This window comes from Pseudomonas sp. P129, assembly GCF_020312195.1.
GTDB classification, from domain to species: Bacteria; Pseudomonadota; Gammaproteobacteria; order Pseudomonadales; family Pseudomonadaceae; genus Aquipseudomonas; species Aquipseudomonas fragariae.
On sequence record NZ_JAGPYS010000018.1, the window covers coordinates 20,514 to 39,687 of the forward strand.

The following is a 19,174-nucleotide window of genomic DNA, read 5'->3' on the forward strand; positions in this document are numbered from 1 at the left end:
GTTGATATAGATAAGACGTCGCGCACGTTCGCTTAGGACGCCTGTGCTCTTTTGCCTTTCATCAATTCCAGATCCGTGGCAAACCGGTCCAGTGGTAGTGGCAAGACGATATGCCCTTCTATGACGCCAAGGATTGCATTCGGGGCCTCGGCAAAAATCAGCACAAACCGGTCAGTTGACGCTACGTCGGGGGTGTACAGGCCGTCGTCGATGCGCCCGCGCCCGGCGCCCACTCTCCATTTGACGCCGGGCGGCGTAAGGCCATTGGCAAACGCTTGCAGTTGAACCTGATCGGCACGAATGTTCACAACGTCCACGTGCTCCCCGACTTTCTCAACGTCCAGAACTTCAGAAACCTCCACGGTTTTTACGACTTTTACGGTTAACAGTGGGACTTGGTGCTTTACCAGTACCCACGACGAAACACTCGCCTGCTGGCTGGTCACGACGATCTGATCCAGGACATAGGTTTTACCGGTCACCTTTGGCGCCGCGACGTAACGATGATCGCCATCGGCCAGTGCGCTGGGCTCCAGAACACCGCTTTCGCCAGCCACCGGATCCTTGAGCGACCAGTCCATTTCTTCGGTGCCGAGCGAACCTGCCTGCAGTTCCACGGTCTGCCCGGCGTCACACACCTGAATCAATGGATTGAGGGTGATCGGGTTGGTGACGATCGTGACCAGGGCCGAACTTCGATCGTTCGATTTCAGGTCAGTGGCTGTTACCCGAACACGCGTGAACGCAAGCTCGGTCAAAGAGGATTCCGGCGCGTAATACCGGCCGGTGCCGTTGACGGCACCGAAGTTCTGCGCATCACCTTGCAGACGTTCGACACTCCACGTCACATTCGCACCCGGCGGTTGAATGGAGAAGGTGGTGGAACTGTCGACGACCATCAGGTGCTCCGCCGGGCTGACGACAAAGTCTGCCCCGGAACTGTTGATGCGGCCGAAGGCGGCTATATCTCTGGGTGCACGAAGTACGTCAGGCACAATGGCTTCGTTGAAATTGAGATCGATACTGTCCCGGATGAACGCGCTGATCGGCACACGGGTAGCGAGTTTGCGTGCCAGTACGGCTTTGATGTCGGACTCGAACGGATCCTTGTTCAGCTTCTCGAAATTGCTTTTTACCGACGTTATTAACAACAGTAATGAAAAGCTGTTTGCGGGTGGAGGGTTCTCCACGGAAGTCAGGTCATCGATGGTGGTGTTTATCGTGAGACCGGGGATCAGAACGAGGTCGTTGTTTTCTTCGGCAAAGGTATAAATGCACCGTACATCGACCGTGACGACCTTGCTCATGACCAGTAGCGTCCCATGGCCTGGCAACGTAAGCACAACGCTGGGGGTGGCTTTGGACTTCCAGGTCAGTGCCACCGTGCCATCGCCAATGAGCTCCACAGACAAAGGCGTGCTCCCTGACACATCAAGCCAGGTCCCGGCTTTGTAGACATTTGCGAAGACCGCCACGCCATTGATGTCAACCTTGACGTCCTGGCTGCTCGCTTCGGACGTCGTCAGCCTGCCCGACGTGGCCGTCGCCTTGATCAAGCGGCCGGAGCCGTCATGAACACTGTTGAACACCCCGTTTTCAATAATCGAAGCAATGGTCTTGGTCACTTCGCCAATGAACAGTGCCGCCTTGAACGTACGCTCCGCACTGAACAACACCGTGGCCGAATAATCTTTCCCGGCATCATCCGGTATCAGGTATTGGTACTCTACCGGGATGTCGCCACCTTCCTGACTGCCCGCCAGGCGAATGAACACCAGCACGGCCCCGTCGCCGTAGTTGGCGGCCTGCGGGTCGAGAGGCGCGGCAGGATTGGTCTGGGTGCGCAGTTTGAACGACTGGGGGTGCATCAGATTATTGCTGCCATGCTTGATCACGCCCAGCGTCCATACGCGCTGTTCGTCCGGCAACGCACTGAACAGGGCTTTGAAGAAATCCCCGCCAAGTGCCCGGTCAGCCCTGTCAACCGCGAAGGTCAGAATGAAATTATCACTGTCCTTGAGGTCGAGCCGCACCCGGCCATCGCTCTGGACATCACCCGGGACCCTTTCCAGCGCGAGATCCAGTGTCAGTTTCGGACCTTGCAGCGCATCGATATGGATAATTCTGTAGGCTTCCCAATTGTCGACGTTATTCTTCATCGTCAATTGGGTTCCGCCCAGAACCGAACAGGTCAATGTCGCATGCGACTGACCGAGGTTATCGTTCGTGAACGCCAGCCTGGGCGCATCCAGAATGAAATTGTGAATATTTTCTTTAAACCCGTCGCTCAGTGCCACCTCTCCGCTCACAGGCTGCAGATAGGCGTTCGACGAAAAACGCGCGATGTACTCCTGAAGCAACAGGTTATTCACCTTGCCTCGGGCCATTGCCGCGATGGAATCCCAGCCCCACATCACATTATTGGCGGGGTCTTTCATCCACTCGGTCAGGTTGTTCAGCGTGTTAGTAGCCATAGGATTACGTCCGTGTAAGTGTGGGGTCATGCCGGTGACCGTTGCGTCCTGCGCCAGCCCGCCGGCCCGTGAAAAAACATCGTCCAGCACCGTGAAATCGATAGACGGAAACTGTGTGTAATTCGCCCCTTCATCAAAGCTGACTTCAACCGTCACGGTGTTGGTCGGTCTGTTTCTTTGCAGACTTTCCAGAAACCCCCTCGGGATGATTACCGACAGCTGCCTGGCCTGGTGTTCCGCCTCGCTGACCGGTTCTGCAGCGCCGGTACGTAGCCCGACCGTTTGCTCCAGGCCCGACGACAGCAAGCCAGTGGCCTTGATGCGTACCCGTTGCCTGGGAGCCATGTAGGCCCAGGATTCCAGGTCCAGACCTGCACCTTCTGGCGGGACCCTGGTGAGGTCAAGCAGGGCATCGGTAACGCGTGGTCGCATGATCTGGATGTACGGCCAGACGGAGCCCAGGGCTCTGACTTCCAGATTGAATACTTGCGAAGTGCCTGATTGCGACGCTGAGACGACCTTGTAGTACACGGCGACCCACTTGCCCATATTGGCCGGGACCGCTGTGGGCGGGATGACGAACAGGCGCGGATCGCCCGGCGACGGATCAGCGATAAAGCTGCCCGTGCTTGTGTACCCCTCCCAATGCATCTGTACCGTGTAATCGTCGCCGATAAACGCTTCTTTCGGTATGCGAATCGTCACCCCGCTCTGCAGCTGCGAGGCAAAGATATAGCCCGTGACGGTCCCTTCACCGGAGCCGTCAATGATGGCGTCTTCGATAACGGGCGCAGGTAGATCGAGCGGTCGACTCAGAATGACCTTGCGCGGTAACGAGCTGGCTGCGTTGCCCGGTCGCGCGTACTGATACACCAGCTCGATTTCCTTGCCGTTATTGGCAGAAAGCCAGGCCTGAGCCAGCGAGAACTGCAGTACGCCACTGTCGAGATTGGAGAGGTCGGCCCGCAGGGTCTGCACCAGCCGATTGCCGCTGGAGACATAAACCACGACATCGTCATCGATCTGCATGCCGAAAGGATCGACCAGCAGGGTGACGCCGTCAGGAAAGGCTTCCGGATCCAGTGAGCCACCGTTGAAATCCTTGATGGTCAAGGCGGGCAATAACGCCGTTGACGGTGCGACGAAAGCCAGCGACTGAGTGGCCGAAACCGTTGTCAATGTGGAATCGGCATACTCGATGCGGTAGCTCATCAGAGCGAAGCCATCTCTGATTGGCTCAAGTTCGTTGGACCCTATCGGCCACTGCAGAGGCTGGCCCACCTCTTTCACCGTCAATTCCCGGGACCGGACCAACGAGTACCAGAAAGTGCTTTCATCGAAATAAAGATCCAGTGTGAGGGTCACCCTGTCGCCCACGCGCATCGCCTGATACGGCGGCGCCACGAACAACACTTCACTGATTTGCCACAGCAGGTCAGGATCAAGCTTCAGATCGTGAGACTCCTTGCATTGCAACACCCCCAGCCCGGCGGCCGTTGACGGTGGCTTACCGACATAGAAGAACAGGCGCAGGGATTCATCAGGGCGACCTTCGACAATGTACGAGTAAAACACCCACCCCTTATCAAGCCTCATCAGCAACGGATTATTGATCAACAGGGGCATGCCTTCGGGCTGCAACCCGACGACCTCGATAACATCGCCGACATAGTCCTCCACTGCGCCCAGGGCACCGCAACCTCGCCAGTTGGGCATGAACCGATCGCCGTTCTTGATACCTGGATAGTCGATCCAGGTGGTCAGGTCGGCACCGCCCAACTGATCAAGATCGAGGTAGTTCCCGGGCTGCTGCAGGTCGGGCACCTTGGGGGCGGGAAGATCCAGCGCCATGAGTGAGACTCCTTTCTCGTTTCCGCCTGAAATGGGTATATCGCAAGGGTTGCCCCTGAGAATGCGGATAGGATTTTTTTACGCCGATGCACATCAGTTGCCCACTAGCACTACTGCTAGGTTGTTGCCCGGGTACGGACTGTTAGGGTTAGGCAAGACCTCCAGCCACACGAACGTCTTCGGGCGTTCAGGCTTGGGGGTCGTCAATGACCAGAGCGCAAGGACTGCACAATCGTCAGGCACCGCTGCGCTTGTCACGCATCAATCAGCGAGGTCCGCTCCATGGCTGCTTCTACTTCCGTGCACTCCAACGCGCTCAATTTCATGAGTTGTCTGAAAAGCGGCGTTGACCCACGCACCGGGCTATACAACATATCGATCAGCTTGCCCGATCTGCAAAGCAATGACCTGCGCGGGCCAGGGTTCCGACTCGACCTGTCCTACAGCCAGCTCAATACGCTGGACAGCGGCTATGGCCTGGGCTGGAACATGCAGTTGTCGCAGTACGACCCTGCCACTCAGATCCTGTCCCTCAGCACAGGCGAGACCTTCCGGGTCGACGGCACCAGCAGCAACGGCCAACTGACGATGACGGAAAAGAAGCTCGACACCTTCCACTTCTACAAACTGGACGATGAGTCTTACCGGGTGGCGCACAAATCAGGTCTGGTGGAAATCCTCGAGCTGCACAGCAGCGGCAATAAGAGAATGGCCTGGCCGGTGAAAATCATCGCGCCGTCGGGGCACAGCATTGCGCTCAAGCACACGGTGTTCAACAGCAGCACCTACAGGCTTGCTTCAATCACTGACGACCTGGGTAAGACGCTGCTGAAAATTGCCCGCAGCACCACCTCCGTCGAGCTGGATCTGCATCCGGACGAAGGCACCGGCGGTACTCCGCTGGCGCGCTTTCTAATGACCCTCGCAGGCAGCGACAAACGCGTATCGCGCATCACCCTGCCCACCGAAAACAAAGCGTCGTGGCGCTTCGAATATGGCCTGGAGAACGGCAATCAATTATGCGTCAGGCATGTGGAGACACCTGCTGGAAGCAGCGAAAACGTTTACTACCAGGACGAGGGCCATGCGTTTCCATCCAGCGCCGGTCGCATGCCCGTGCCCAGGGTGACAAAGCACGTCATCGATCCCGGCCTGAATCAGGCAGAGATCGATGTGCGATATACCTACAAGGACGGCCAGCAACGCTCACGAAACTTTCTCGGTGCAGGGTTGCCCATCGCCTGGGAGGACAACGGCCTGGACAATCTCTATAAATATTTGCAGGACTACAACTATGTCTGTACCGAAAGCCTGTGGGTCGACAACAAGGCCGTGCGCAGCATAGAGCGGACCTTCAACCGCTTCCACTTGCAGACCCTTGAAGTCACCACCCAGAACAAAAACCAGCTGACGGTCACGACCGCCTACAACATCCTGCAGGGCGAGCATTACTCCAGACAGCCCAACGATTGTCAGCTACCCAGCGAAATCACCACCCGCTGGCAACGGCTGGACGCGCCTGAGCGGACCCGCACAGAGACCGTCACCGATACCTATGACAGTTACGGCAACCTGCTGGTGCATACCCGCGCCGACGGGATCGAAGAAGTCAGCAGCTGGTACCCGGCCGCCGGTGGCGACGGTTGCCCGGCCGACGCGGAAGGGTTTGTCTCCCGACTGAAAGAAAAAGTGGTCAAGCCCGCTCCATCGTCGCAGCCCGGGGCCCCGACCCTGGCCACACGTTATCGCTACCAGACATTGCCTGCACTGGCCGACAGCGAGTTACCCGACTGGATCGTGCCGGAAAGCGAAACGCTGCTGCAGCTTGAAAGCGATGGAACCTGTGTAGAGTTGCAGAAGGTCCTGCTGGAGTACATCAACCAGCCGGATGCGCCATTCCAGCATGGTCGAACCGGGAAAAATATCGAGTCCCTGAATGGAAACGACACCGTTACCGTCTACGAGTACAGCAAGAGCAAGAGCAGGCAACTGGAGGTCCCGGTACAACTCATAGACATGACCACGATCGGCTTCGACAACGCCCGCATAAGCAAGCAGCAACAACAGTCGCTGTTGACCGGTCAGGTGCTGCTGACCCTGGAAGAAGGCGTGGAGACCCGCTATGTCTATGACGTGCTGAACCGGCTGACCAAGGAAACGATCGCACCGGACTCAAGTGATGAAGCCAGTCGCGAGTATCTGTACACCCTGTGTTCCGCTGCGGGGCAGCAGGCAGAACAAGTGCTGATCGACGCCCGCAAGGTCAAGACCCGCTCTGTTCTGGACGGCCTGGGCCGGGCAATACTCGAGGAGCGGAACCACATCGACAGCAACGATCTGCAAGCGATGCGCATAATCCATACCGCGCAATACAACGCTTGGAACAATGTGCAACACGAAACGGATTATGACTGGTTCGCCAGCCAGCAACGGTTCGCCACGCGAAACACCTACGCCTATGACGACTGGAACGTCCAGTGTGTCATTACCTCGGATCACGGCGTACAGACCCACCAGTACTACGACCCCATCGGCAATGAAGAACATAAAGGCCCTGTTCAGAAGACCTGGGTGCAAAGCAGTGACGCAGAACCGCTGATCAGTGGTCGCAGCGAGACCTGGCTGAACATGTTCGGCAAGCCGGACAAGATCAAGATCAAGATCAAGACCCAGAACGCAGATGGAGAAAAAGATCAGGGTTCACAAACCTTCCTCTACGACGGACTGGGGCGCTGCACGGAGCAGACCGACGCGTCAAACCACACAACCCTGTTCAGTTATGACGCCTGGTCGCGCATGGTCACAACACGCTTGCCGGATGGAAGCGAGGCGCACCGTGATTATGCACCGCACAGCAACACCGAGCTGCCGATCGGCCTGAAAATGATGCATTCGGACGGCATTACCAACACTCTGGCAGGCAAACAGGCGTTCGACGGGCTGGGTCGTCTGACACTGTCGCAGGCAGGGCAACGTATCGAGCAGTACGAGTATGAGGACGGTCACAGGCAGGTCAAAACCCGCAAAACGGCCAAGGGCGATGACATCAGCTACACCTACAACCTGGCACTCACCGACCAGATCGTCTCCAGTACTGCACCGGATGACACCGTCGGTTTTGGCTATGACAACGTCAGCGCCCGCCTGACCTCTGCCACCAATCAGCAGGGCAAGCGCGTTTATGCTTATGACGCGCACAACCAGTTGACCAAAGAGACCTGGAAAGATCTACAAGGCCGGACCTGGAAAACCGTGCATCGGACATCCTTGCAGGGCCGTGCGATGTATCGCACCGACGTCGAACAAAAAGACGTCAAAAACTCGGTTAAAGGCGTAGTCAAGGGCCGCATCAAAGGTGGCGTCAAAGGCGTGGAAACGATTTACCGGTACGACGATTTCGGCCGACTCGAAAACGTTGTGCAGGGCAACGTGGAGGTGACAATCCTGTATGACACCCTGGGTCAGCCCAGTGAGATGACAACCTGTGACCAGGCCGCCGGAACCCGCCTGGTAAACCGCATGAAGTATGACGACCAGGGACAGGAAATTCTCAGGACGCAGATTGCAGGCAATCACCCGGTACGTACGCTGGAACAGCAATGGCAAACCGACGGGCTCATGCAAAGCCGTCACTTGCAGGAAGCAGGCAACACGCTGCTGCTGGAAACATTCAAGTATGACGCTCGAGGTCGTCTGACCGGCGTCATCTATTCAGGCAGCACATTGCCAGTGCACGCATCCGGCAGGGCGATACTCAAGCAGACGTTCATCTTCGACTCGCTGGACAACATGATCCAGACCACTACCGAATTTGCCGACGCCAGCACTGAGATGGCCTTTTTCCACTATGGCAAAGAGGATGACCCCGATCCCCTCTCCAGGGACCGATGCCAGTTGCTCGGCATCACCTACAGGCCTCCACGGGGCACACCGGACCCGACGTTCCGCTATGACGCCAACGGCAACCAGCTCGATGACGAACATGGCAACCGGTTGTACTACGACAGCCAGAGCCGCCTTTTACGGGTGGAGAAACCGGCGGGTGAGCCGATCAGCACATACGCTTACGACGGCCATGATCATCTGGCCACCACCCGCAATGGCAGTGACAGCGAAATACTGCGTTTTTATCAGGACCAGCAGTTGAGCAGCACGGTGCAGGACGACCGACGTACTCAGTTTCTGTACATAGACGAGCAACCCGTCGGCCAGCAGACCATCGGAGAACCGGCAGAAACCCTGCTGTTGCTGACGGATGCGAACCAGAGCGTGCTCGCTGAGTTCCAGCAGGACAAGCTGCGAACAGCGGTCTACAGCGCCTACGGAGAACGTCACAGCGATGACGCGCTGCTCAGCGTCGCAGGGTTCAACGGCGAAATATGCGAAAAAGACACGGGCTGGTATCTGCTGGGCAATGGCTACAGAGCCTACAACCCCGGCATGATGCGTTTTCACAGCCCTGATTCCTTGAGCCCCTTTGGTGCAGGCGGGGTCAACCCCTACACTTATTGCCTGGGCAATCCCATTGCCTGGCGCGACCCCACCGGGCATGACGCCAGCTCCCAGAGCGGCCGGCTGCGAAGGCCCGATGAGGATGCGATACCTGCAGAGATGCCGGGGGGCATGGGAATACAGACCTGGATCATGCTCGCGGTTGGCATAGTGTTCACGGCAGTGGGTGCCTACGCGACAGTTGCATCGTTTGGATTGGCCGCGCCCGGCTCGGTTCCTGTAACGGTCCTGGGTATGACGATGACCGCACAGACGGCGGCCTACGTCGCAACAGGGTTGCTGGCGGCAGGGACCGTTCTGGGGGCTGCATCAACGGCTGCCACTACTTATGGTGCGGTGAAGGGAAACGAGACAGCCTTTCGGTTAGGGGAATACCTGGCCTATGCCGCGATACCTTTAGACATCGCTGGGGGGGTATTCAGAAGTGCGGTTAAAAGCGCGATCAAGGCTGCGTCCAAGGCTTCCAGCCGGCGAGTTTCCGAGACAGCGAGTAGAGTTTCAGTCGGGACGATTGACGATTCACCGGTCGATTCTGTAACGGGTACGCGGCGTGGATCTGCTCCAGCGAGTATGGACGCACCCGGGCCTGTTGGGGGTGTGAGGATTCCAAGAGTGCGGGTGAACAGGCCTGAACCACCTACACCGAACCCTCGGCCGGAGAGCGGCCCTTTCGCCAGGCGCGCGCGGACACCGACAGATGACCCTGCAGCAGCACCGTCCAGCGGTCCGTCACGGTTTGCGGGCAGAACGGGTTTTTTAGTACGGCTTCGCAAACTCGGGGAAAACGTCTTCGTGCTTAAATACATGCCTCGCCGGTGATAAGGCTGGACTTTCCGCCGCCGACAAAGGCTCATCGCTGTCGGCGGCATTTTGATCGACGTTTTTACTGCTCCAACCTTTACATTTTCCCTTTTTGGATTCTCTGCCTGAATAAACAACGCACCGCCCAGTAAAAACCCGAAACAACATTAAAACTCAAGGCTCCAGACGTATCACGTTAGTTTAGGAAATATCCTACACCGCCCGCCATTAACCAAAGCCCTCCAGAGACTTTGCAACTAACTCACCTGCTGTAAACTCCCGCCCCGTCATGACACACAACACAAACCGTCTCTCAAGACACCATAAATAGTTACATTTTTACTTCTGTAACTTTAATAGGGTTTTCATCGTGAACAAAATGCTATCCGTACTGGGCCTTGCTCTGGCGACTACACTCACCGGCACTGTCGTATCCGCCAACCCCGGCCCCGGCACGATTCGTTTCGAAGGCAAGATCACCGCTACCACCTGCCCTATCGAAGTAGTCAATCCGGGCGATGGCTCTATCGGCAACGTGGTGAACATGGGCTCTATCGAGGCCAACCGCTTTACCGGCATCGGTCAGGAACTCTCTGGCAAGAGCTTTGCCCTGCGCGTCAATGACGACGGCAGTTGCGGCCTTACGGCTGGCGACCCGAATTCGGCCAAAGTCACCTTCATCGGTAACGCTGACAGCAGCGGCGACTACTTCGCTGTCACCCCTACTGCCGACGGGGCAAAGGGCGTCGCGATTGTCATCAAGGACCAGACCTTGACGTCCATCAAACCAGGCAGCCAATCGGCACCTTATGCACTGATTGAGGGCGGTGCCACCGACATGGTGTTCAACGCCTACTACCGTTCGACAGCGGCTACCGTTCAAGCCGGTGCTGCTTCGGCGGATGTACAGTTTGTTGTCGCAATCAACTGATACATCGACCCATTCGCTCACAGTGTAAGAATCAATAGTCTTTTCACGTGAAGCATCTTCAATACGTTCAGGTCCGTTTCGGATCTGAACGTACAAGGTAACTTTCCATGATTTGCCAACAGGCTTTCAAAAGACCTGCCCTCGCGGGGTGCATGCTGTTATTCATGTGCGCAGCTTATATACCAGCCAGTCAGGCAGCACTGACGCTCAACGCAACTCGCATCGTGTTCGACGGCGACAAGCGCAGTACGTCGGTGGTCATATCCAATCCAAGTGATCGCCCGTTCGCGGTACAGACCTGGGTAAATACGGAGGCAGACGACACTGTCACCGTCGTTCCGTTCGCACCTTCGCCGCCACTTTTCCGCCTTAATCCGGGCAAGGAACAACAGGTACAGATCAATGGCCTGCCCCACGAACTGCCCTCTGATCGTGAATCATTGTTCTACTTCAACGTGCAGGAAATACCTCAAGCCGACCCTTCGCAGGGCAACGTACTGAATATTGCCCTGCGTACCCGTATCAAACTGTTTTATCGCCCGGTGCTGCTGACTGATAACCCCATTGCCCGCCTCAAGGACCTGCAATGGTCGGTCAGGCAGATTGCGGGCAAGGCAGAACTGACCGCGATGAATCCGACACCCTTTCACGTGTCGTTCATTCGCCTCGACGTCTCCGGCGGTGGCAGAACTGAAAAAGTCAGGGAAGTCGCCATGCTTGGCCCGTTCAGCTCTCGCCATTACGAGCTCAGTGAAACGAAAGCGGTACCGGGCCTGCAGGTGGTGTTTTCCGCGATCAACGATTACGGCGGCTACAGCACGCCGCTGACAGCTACAGCCACGCTGACTGACTGAAACAGCGCTGGCCCGTTTCATCCCCAGGACATTGAACATGACCCTATTACCCGATTCCGGGTTCATACCAGTGCGCCTGCGCTTTATGCAGGTGCTGATTGTGTGCGGCAGCGTTACCGTACCGCTGGAACTGACCAAGGCGGCAACCCCTGTCAAGTTCCAGTCCGGCTTCCTGCGTCAGGGCCAGGACTATGACAGTGAGGCCGCGGCCAGCGTGCTGAACCAGTTGTCAGTTGTCGAAAACCTCGGGCCAGGCGATCACTGGGTAGAAATCCACGTCAATATGCGCCATTTCGGCCAACGGCAGATCCGTTTCGATGCCGACCCACAAGGCAACGGCCTGCTGCCCTGCCTGTCGCGGGAACTGCTGGAGCAGATCGGCGTACGCCTCGACAGTCTGGCCGACCCGGCCTTGTTGCAAGTCGCTTGTGTCGCGCTGGGGCAATTGATTCCGGACGCCAAGGTCGTACTGGACGGCGGCAGACTGCAACTGTCGATCTCGATACCGCAGATCGCCATGCGCCGCGACGCCAACGGGCGAGTGGACCCGGCGCTTTGGGATTACGGCATCAACGCCGCCTTCATCAATTACCAGACCTCGGCGCAACAGACGACCCATAGGGAAACAGGCACCAGCAGCAGCGCAGACCTGTACCTAAACACCGGTATCAACCTGGGGTCATGGCGATTGCGCAGCAATCAAAGCGTGCGTCAGGATGCACAGGGACATCGCGAGTGGACCAGAGCCTACGCTTATGCACAGCGCGACCTGCCCGGCACCCACGCTAACCTGACCCTCGGTGAGACCTACACCGGCGGCGATGTCTTCCGGAGCCTGCCGATCAAGGGCGGGTTGATCAAAACCGATCAGGAGATGCTCCCCGATTCCCTGCAGGGTTACGCACCGGTGATCCGTGGCGTTGCGCAAAGCAGGGCCAAACTGGAAGTCCTGCAGAACGGATACCCGATCTACTCCACGTATGTCAGTGCCGGCCCCTATGAAATAGATGACCTGAACACGGCGGGCAGCGGCGAACTGGAGATCGTGCTGACCGAAGCCGATGGTCAGGTGCGGCGCTTTACCCAACCTTACTCGACCATGAGTAACCTGTTGCGCGAAGGCGTCTGGAAATACAGCGCAGCCCTGGGCCGCTTCAACGGTGCCTACGCCACCGACCATCCCTGGCTATGGCAAGGCACGCTGGCCGTTGGCACAGGCTGGAACTCGACACTTTATGGCGGACTGATGACCAGCGACTTCTACCATGCCGCAGCGCTGGGCGTGTCACGGGACATGGGTATGCTGGGAGCGATGGCGTTCGATGTGACCCGGTCACGCGCCGGCATCGATCAGCCCGGTCAGTCCAGCGTGCAGGGCATGAGTTACGCCATCAAGTACGGCAAGGCGTTCACTACCCATACCAATCTGCGCTTCGCAGGTTATCGCTACTCCACCGCAGGCTATCGGGATTTCGACGAAGCCGTCAGTCAGCGCAGCAACGACGATGCGTTCAGGGGTAGCCGCCGAAGCCGACTGGAGGCTTCGATTCATCAGAGAATCGGCGCACGCAGCAGCGTCGGTCTTACGCTGTCGCAACAGAATTACTGGGGGAGCGATATCGAGCAACGACAATTTCAGTTCAACTTCAACACCCATCGTGCCGGGATAACCTATAACTTCTACGCCTCACAGTCGCTGAGCGTAGCCAGTAACCGCGGCAACGACCGGCAGTTCGGCCTGAGCATCTCGATGCCCCTCGACACCGGCCATTCGAGCAATGCCACACTCGACCTGCAGAGCAGCGCCAATCGCCACAGTCAACGGGGCAGCCTGAGCGGCAGCCTCTACGAAAACCGGGTCAATTATCACGCCAGCCTGAGCAACGATGACGGCAAGCAGCAAAGTGCCAGCCTTGCGGCGGGCTATCAGGCGCCCTTCGCCAGCCTCGGCGCCGGTGTAACTCAGGGCAATGATTATCGAAGTACATCAGTCAATGCCAGTGGCGCCTTGTTGCTGCATGCCGACGGCATCGAGTTCGGCCCGAATCTGGGTGACACCATCGCCCTGGTCGAAGTGCCCGATACACCAGGCGTGGGCATACAGAACGCGACCGGTGTCAGGACCAATAGTCGTGGCTACGCATTGATGCCCTATCTGCGCCCCTACCGCTATAACCCGATCGCCTTGCAGACCGACCGGCTTGGCCCCGAGGTGGAAATCGATAACGCCAGTGCTCAAGTGGTGCCTGCCAGGGGTGCCGTGATCAAGACCACCTTCGCTGCACGCACGGTGACACGCCTGGTCATCAATGCAACCACTCCCAGTGGCAAGCCGCTGCCATTCGGCGCCCGGGTCAGCGACGCGCAGGGCAACATCCTGGGCATCGCAGGCCAGGGCGGGCAGATTTTGCTGTCCACCGACATGCAGGCACAAACCCTCGATGTCCACTGGGGAGAGAAAAGCGACCCTCAGTGTCGTCTGCACATAGACCCCGCTGGCATGCCTTTGGCCCAGGGCTACCGAATGCAGGACATGACGTGTACCCAGTGACATCAGGTCTGAGCCATCCGCGACATTGTTATTTCAGGAATCACCCATGAACACTGCATTGAATGCCCTGCTCCCCAGTCTGATCCTGTTGGGAGCCAGCCATAGTGCTGCGGCTTATTCCGACGTACCGGATGACACACCGAGCAACGATTGCTACTGGGTTTCCTCTCCGGGAATAAAGGACTACCGACGCGACATCGGCACGCTCTACGTCCCGAAAGACGCTGCAGTGGGCACCTTTATCGGCAGCATTGATATGCTTCACGCCACACCAGATCAGGCAGGCCTGGAGGCGGCATGTAGAAATGACGGCACGGCTCTTCTGGAATTCAACGCAACGGCAACGGCTCCGATCTTTTCCGGCACGGTGGAGCCTATAAACGGGGAAGACCTCACCGGCAAGATACTGCAAACCAATATTCCGGGCGTCGGGGTGCGGGTAAGACTGGAGTATCCGTATGACAGGCACTGCCCCAATTGCTTCACGCCTGTAGGTGGCAGCGCCTCCGTTCCGTTCATCGGCCTCAACGACCACCAGAAAATGCTCACAAGCCTGCCTTTCCTTCATTTGAACAACTACGTCACGCTGGTCAAGACCGGACCGATTCCCTCCGGACCCAATGTGCTCAATGGCAGTGAACTGTTCTCCGGAAGCGTGACAACGCTTGGCAGGATCATGAAATTCGGGCTAACCGGCACGATACTTCAGGCACAGTGCAGCGTCGGTGCAGATCCGGTCAGTGCCGACCCGGTGCAGTTGGGTGAGTGGGACAGCGCTGACTTCACCGGTCCCGGCTTCACCACACCTGCGGTGCCATTCAGTATTGCGTTGAGTAACTGCGAGACCTACACGGGTGCAGGCTTCGTGGCCACGGCGCATATCCAGCTCGATGGTGTCGAAGGCTCGGTTCCCGAGGGCCCCGTCGGCAGCGGGGTTTTCAGCCTGACCAGCGACTCGGACGCCAAGGGCATGGGGATTCAGGTCCTCAAGGGTGATGGCGTCACGCCCATGGAGTTGCAGACCGAAGTGCCACTGATCGCGATCACACCCGGCAACGTTGTGCTGAACTTCTACGCCCGCTTCTATCAGACTCAGGACAGCAGCGCGATCCGGCCGGGCAAGGCCAAAGGGGCGCTCAGCTTCACGATGACCTACAAGTAGCAATGCACCATGGACTGCCAACCTGGCGGTCCATGATTTCCTCAGGCATACAACGTTGGTCTCAGTGAAGGGAAAGGCTGCCACGAGAGTGCCTGGTCGAAACTCACACGCACCCGCACATCCAGCTGAGTGCCGATCAGAAATCTAGTCAAATCCGTTTTGCTGATACGACCGGCGTCGATGTTATCGCCCACCAGCGGTACCGGGTACTCGTCCAGCACGCTAACCACTAACGACTCATTATCAGCACTGCCGACGCCGTGCACCTCGACGCTGACAAACTGGTCAGTGCCCATGAAAGACCAACTGTCGAGCGTGAACCGCGCGTAGTCTCCCTCGGCAATGCTCTGCAGGCTCAGACGCCCTCCGGATACCTTGTCACACTGCACAACCGGAAAGCCTGTCATTCCCAGGATACTCAACGTATGCCGGTCCGAAAGATGGGGTGAGTCGACGCTTTTTTCGAACACCTCGTAGTACACCGGGATGGACTTGCTGAAATGCGGGGCAATTTTTGTGGAAGGAACGCTGAACAGTCTCGAGTCTGCGATTTCCGTAAGAAAAGAGCCCACACTGCCTGGCTCGGCCCATTGGACGCGGACGGTTTCACCGGGAAGAATCACGGCATCCTCCGGTATCGATACCACTGCGCCCTGAAAGGCATCGACCGGATCAAGCCTGCTGGCACTTGCCGAGCCTGAAGCCTTCTGAACACGAGGGGGTGGCAACACACGCGGCACTGGCTGAGCGCACACCAGCAGCGCAACAGCCAGCGCACGAGGCCCGGCATTCCCCGAGCGATCCTTCAGCCTGTAGGACACATAACGAATGCCATCGCCGCTCTCGAGAACCACTTGCCGGTCAAAGCCGATGTTGATCGCGCCACCGATATCGGACGCTTCAAGCGTCAGGGTTCCGGTGTGCTCCGACCCCGTCGGCATGCTGCTCCAGTACCAGATAATGAGGTCCCCGGCGCCCGGCGAAAAATACGCGGGCACCTCGGCCAGCACGGTATCGCCATGAGTATCCAGCCAGGCCGCCGTGAGACCATCCCTGATGATTTCTTCCGGAAAAATCAGCGCCCCTTCGTCTTCGAATACCGGTGCCGTTTTATCAATGACAAAGACCAGTGTTTCGGATTCGGTCTGCACCTGATTGGAGGTCTCGACGCGATAACGGAGTCGATGCCGGCCTTCGATCAGGTATTGCTGCGCGATCATGATGAACAGATCGACAGGCTGTACAGGTCCGGTCCAGGTCTTCTCCTCCAGCAGCACGTCGTTCCAGTACACGCGCAGATACTCGGGATTGCCCGGGGTAGGCTCGGAGTTTTGCCACATGGGAAAATCGACCCGCAACGGCACGAGCCAGGCGCTGCTGGGGAGCAAATTAGGCTCACCGCCAGGTATGTCAGGAAGAAGTTCGGCGACCATCGGCGGCGCAAGCAACATGCTCTTGCGCCTTGAAACCGGCCAGAACAGGATTCTGATCCGTTCGATCCACTTTGAAATAACAGACATGAGCCGGGCCTCCAGCATGAGGAAGCGGTGGCCGACCCGTTTGCCGACCGCCATGCCCATCAGTTAACACCCTGCTTTTTTCTGCGGATACTGGCACAAGTGATAGGACCGTTGGCGCATCAGCGTCCAGCGATCAGACATCATCCGCCCCGCTTCGCTGTCGCTACCAGCTGTAACGCAAGCCTGCACTGGCGCCCCACGGCTGTTCGATGGCATCGCCATTGCTGTAATCGAAATCAGCATGCAACTGCAGGTTGTCAGACAGCGACACCGAAACGCCCGTCCCCAATTCGCCACGGGAACCGGAGAGGTCGTTGTTGAACACGTTGTCATTGACCTTGACCTCGTTCCTGTTGACGAATTCGTGAGCCACGGCAACCCGCACATAAGGTTGCAGCGTACGTCCTTTGCCCAGGTCGAAACTGCGCCCCGCCGTCGTACCGACCTTGCCGAGCAGCGATCGGCTGCGGTCACCTTCAGCACGCATACCGTTGTCCAGTGCGTAGTCCTTGCCCTGAACGACCAGGCCCGCCAGCTGGGTGTAGGGTTCGAGAAAATAACCGTTGTCCAGTTTGATGTGCCGCCCCAGCTCCAGCGATGCGCCAACCCCCAGATTGTCGTAGTTGCCGCGCGTGCGGGAACCATCGCTGAGATTGACTCTGGCCTTGTTTTTGAACTGATTGAGTTTGATCACGCCATCGATGTAGTAGCCGCTCTCGCTGTTCAGCCAGGTGCTGTAAGCGCCCAGCGAATAGCTGTCGACCTTGCCACTGGCACCGTGATCCAGACTGAGGTCAGAGGTGCTCTGCCCGATCATCACGCCCGCCAGCCATTGCCCCGCCCCCACAGGCAGCTTGCCATCTGCGCCGAGCGCGACACCACTCTGAACCTGCTGATATCCGAAGCCTGAGGCGTCGGCCACATTGAATTTGTTGCCGTAGGTACGTATCCAGCCGCCAGAACGGGCCTCATCCATGCGCAACTCGCCCATGCGCGAACGTAACGTACTCAACTCCCCATACCAGACAGTCGGCGCAGTGTTGAACAACGCCATGACAGTCTGTGCGCCGGGGCTGATGGTTCGGGTGGCGGTATCCAGATACCAGTCATTGTCGCCCTGCTTGATCAGGTCATAGGACCAGGCGCCCAGATCCACTGCGCCGCCTGCGAGCGAGAAGCTGGCATCGCCGGCTGCCGCATGCACGATGTGCAGGCTGGTATCGCTGAGCGGATCGACACCCGTGCTACCGACAAGCAAGGTATGACTGCCGGTCGCGCTGCCCGTGATGTCAAGAAAGTCATTGGCCTTGCCAGCGAAATCCACGTCCATCATGAACGTACCGCTCCCTGACAGGCTTGCGAGTGACAACGTGTAAAACGAGGCCGCGTCGCCAAACCTGACCGACCCACCGTCCATGGCCAATGCATTCACCTGACCGTTCTCGACCATCACCCACTGGCCCTGACTACTGAGCGACAGGCTGGAGACGTTTTCCAGGCGCCCGGTCAGGGTCGCGTTATTTTGCAGTGACAGGCTGGCGGTACTGCCCGCATCCGCCGATACATCGCCCAGCAGATGGCTGTTGTCCACGGTCATGTGCGCCGTTGAACCGTTGATCAACTCCAGTATCTTGCCATTGCCGCCGGTCAGCGTAGAACCATTGTTGACCCGGATATCGGCAGTCGCGGGCGCGCCGGTGGGCGTTCCGACGGTCAGCGCCGACCCCGTGATGCCTTCGACCCGGGTTCCGTCCAGGACCAACAGATTGCTTGAGGGTACTGCCGGGTCAGCGCGCAAGCGCACGCCATATTGCTGCCCGGTAATGGTGCTGCCGGACGCCTTCACCGTGGAGTCCCACATCTCCATGCCTCTGCCATTGGCGCCAGTGGCCGTTACTGAAGTACCTTCCAGGGTCAGGTTGCTGAGCGAGCCGGCGTTTATCCCGCGATTCGTGGCCGTGATCGTGCTGCCGATGACGGTGGCCGTGGAACCGACCAGTCGTGCACTTTCATTGCCCATCCCCAGGCCATCCGCGCCACCTGTCAGCACGCTACCGACAATCAACGCATCTGCCCCTGTCAACGATACGGCTGAAGAGCTGGTGCCCGCACTGACCTGACTGCCAGTGAGCGTCAGCTTCGCGCCGGTGATCGTGGATATTTGCAGGGTAGTCGCGCCGTTGGCTGTCAGATTTCCGGTGCTGACAACCCGATAACTGTCCAGCGGGCCTGTTGCATCGATGGTCTGCGGCGCATTGACAAGTATTTGCGCAAAGGCATGACTGCCAGGCAGCAAGGGAGAGAGAAAAATAACGGTTTTCAATGTCCATGAAAGCGGACGCAGCACGAATGGAGCATTCATGACGATGCATTACCTTAAGGTGATCAGATTGAACCCCGTGACGACAGCCCGAAAGCGGCCTCGGGAGGAAGGCCGAAAGACTACGGGGATCCAGCTGAATGCTCTGTAGGACCTTTCCTAGGCAAACGTAGGGAGGTTCTGACAGAAGATGATCGC

At 58.0% G+C, this 19,174-nt stretch carries 8 protein-coding genes; 5 read left to right on the plus strand and 3 right to left on the minus strand.

Annotation, left to right across the window (positions count from 1 at the left end; all coding sequences use genetic code 11):
• Window positions 1-32: 32 nt before the first annotated feature.
• Window positions 33-4,325 (minus strand): hypothetical protein, encoded by a 4,293-nt coding sequence (locus KBY02_RS24860; protein WP_122319822.1) that lies wholly within the window; start codon window positions 4,323-4,325, stop codon window positions 33-35.
• Window positions 4,326-4,607: 282 nt separating this feature from the next.
• Here KBY02_RS24860 and KBY02_RS24865 point away from each other — a divergent pair, with 282 nt between their 5' ends.
• From KBY02_RS24865 to KBY02_RS24885, 5 genes are all read left to right on the plus strand, one after another.
• Entirely contained in the window at window positions 4,608-9,656 is a 5,049-nt protein-coding gene (locus KBY02_RS24865) for an RHS repeat-associated core domain-containing protein (RefSeq protein ID WP_225650836.1), read from the plus strand.
• 352 nt (window positions 9,657-10,008) lie between these two features.
• A complete protein-coding gene (locus tag KBY02_RS24870; protein WP_024640726.1) occupies window positions 10,009-10,569 on the plus strand; it encodes a fimbrial protein in 561 nt (186 codons plus the stop codon).
• A 107-nt stretch (window positions 10,570-10,676) separates the two neighbouring features.
• Window positions 10,677-11,423 (plus strand): molecular chaperone, encoded by a 747-nt coding sequence (locus KBY02_RS24875; protein ID WP_225650837.1) that lies wholly within the window; start codon window positions 10,677-10,679, stop codon window positions 11,421-11,423.
• A gap of 37 nt (window positions 11,424-11,460) precedes the next feature.
• Window positions 11,461-13,974, plus strand: a complete 2,514-nt coding sequence (locus KBY02_RS24880) for a fimbria/pilus outer membrane usher protein (RefSeq protein ID WP_024660651.1) — start codon at window positions 11,461-11,463, stop codon at window positions 13,972-13,974.
• A 46-nt stretch (window positions 13,975-14,020) separates the two neighbouring features.
• A complete protein-coding gene (locus tag KBY02_RS24885) occupies window positions 14,021-15,136 on the plus strand; it encodes a fimbrial protein (RefSeq protein ID WP_032654012.1) in 1,116 nt (371 codons plus the stop codon).
• A 41-nt stretch (window positions 15,137-15,177) separates the two neighbouring features.
• On the opposite strand, the gene KBY02_RS24890 is transcribed toward KBY02_RS24885, so the two are convergent.
• Window positions 15,178-16,716, minus strand: coding sequence for a hypothetical protein (locus KBY02_RS24890; protein ID WP_050586808.1), 1,539 nt, complete (start codon window positions 16,714-16,716; stop codon window positions 15,178-15,180).
• Window positions 16,717-16,819: 103 nt separating this feature from the next.
• Window positions 16,820-19,018, minus strand: coding sequence for an autotransporter outer membrane beta-barrel domain-containing protein (locus tag KBY02_RS24895; protein ID WP_032654015.1), 2,199 nt, complete (start codon window positions 19,016-19,018; stop codon window positions 16,820-16,822).
• Window positions 19,019-19,174 lie beyond the last annotated feature (156 nt).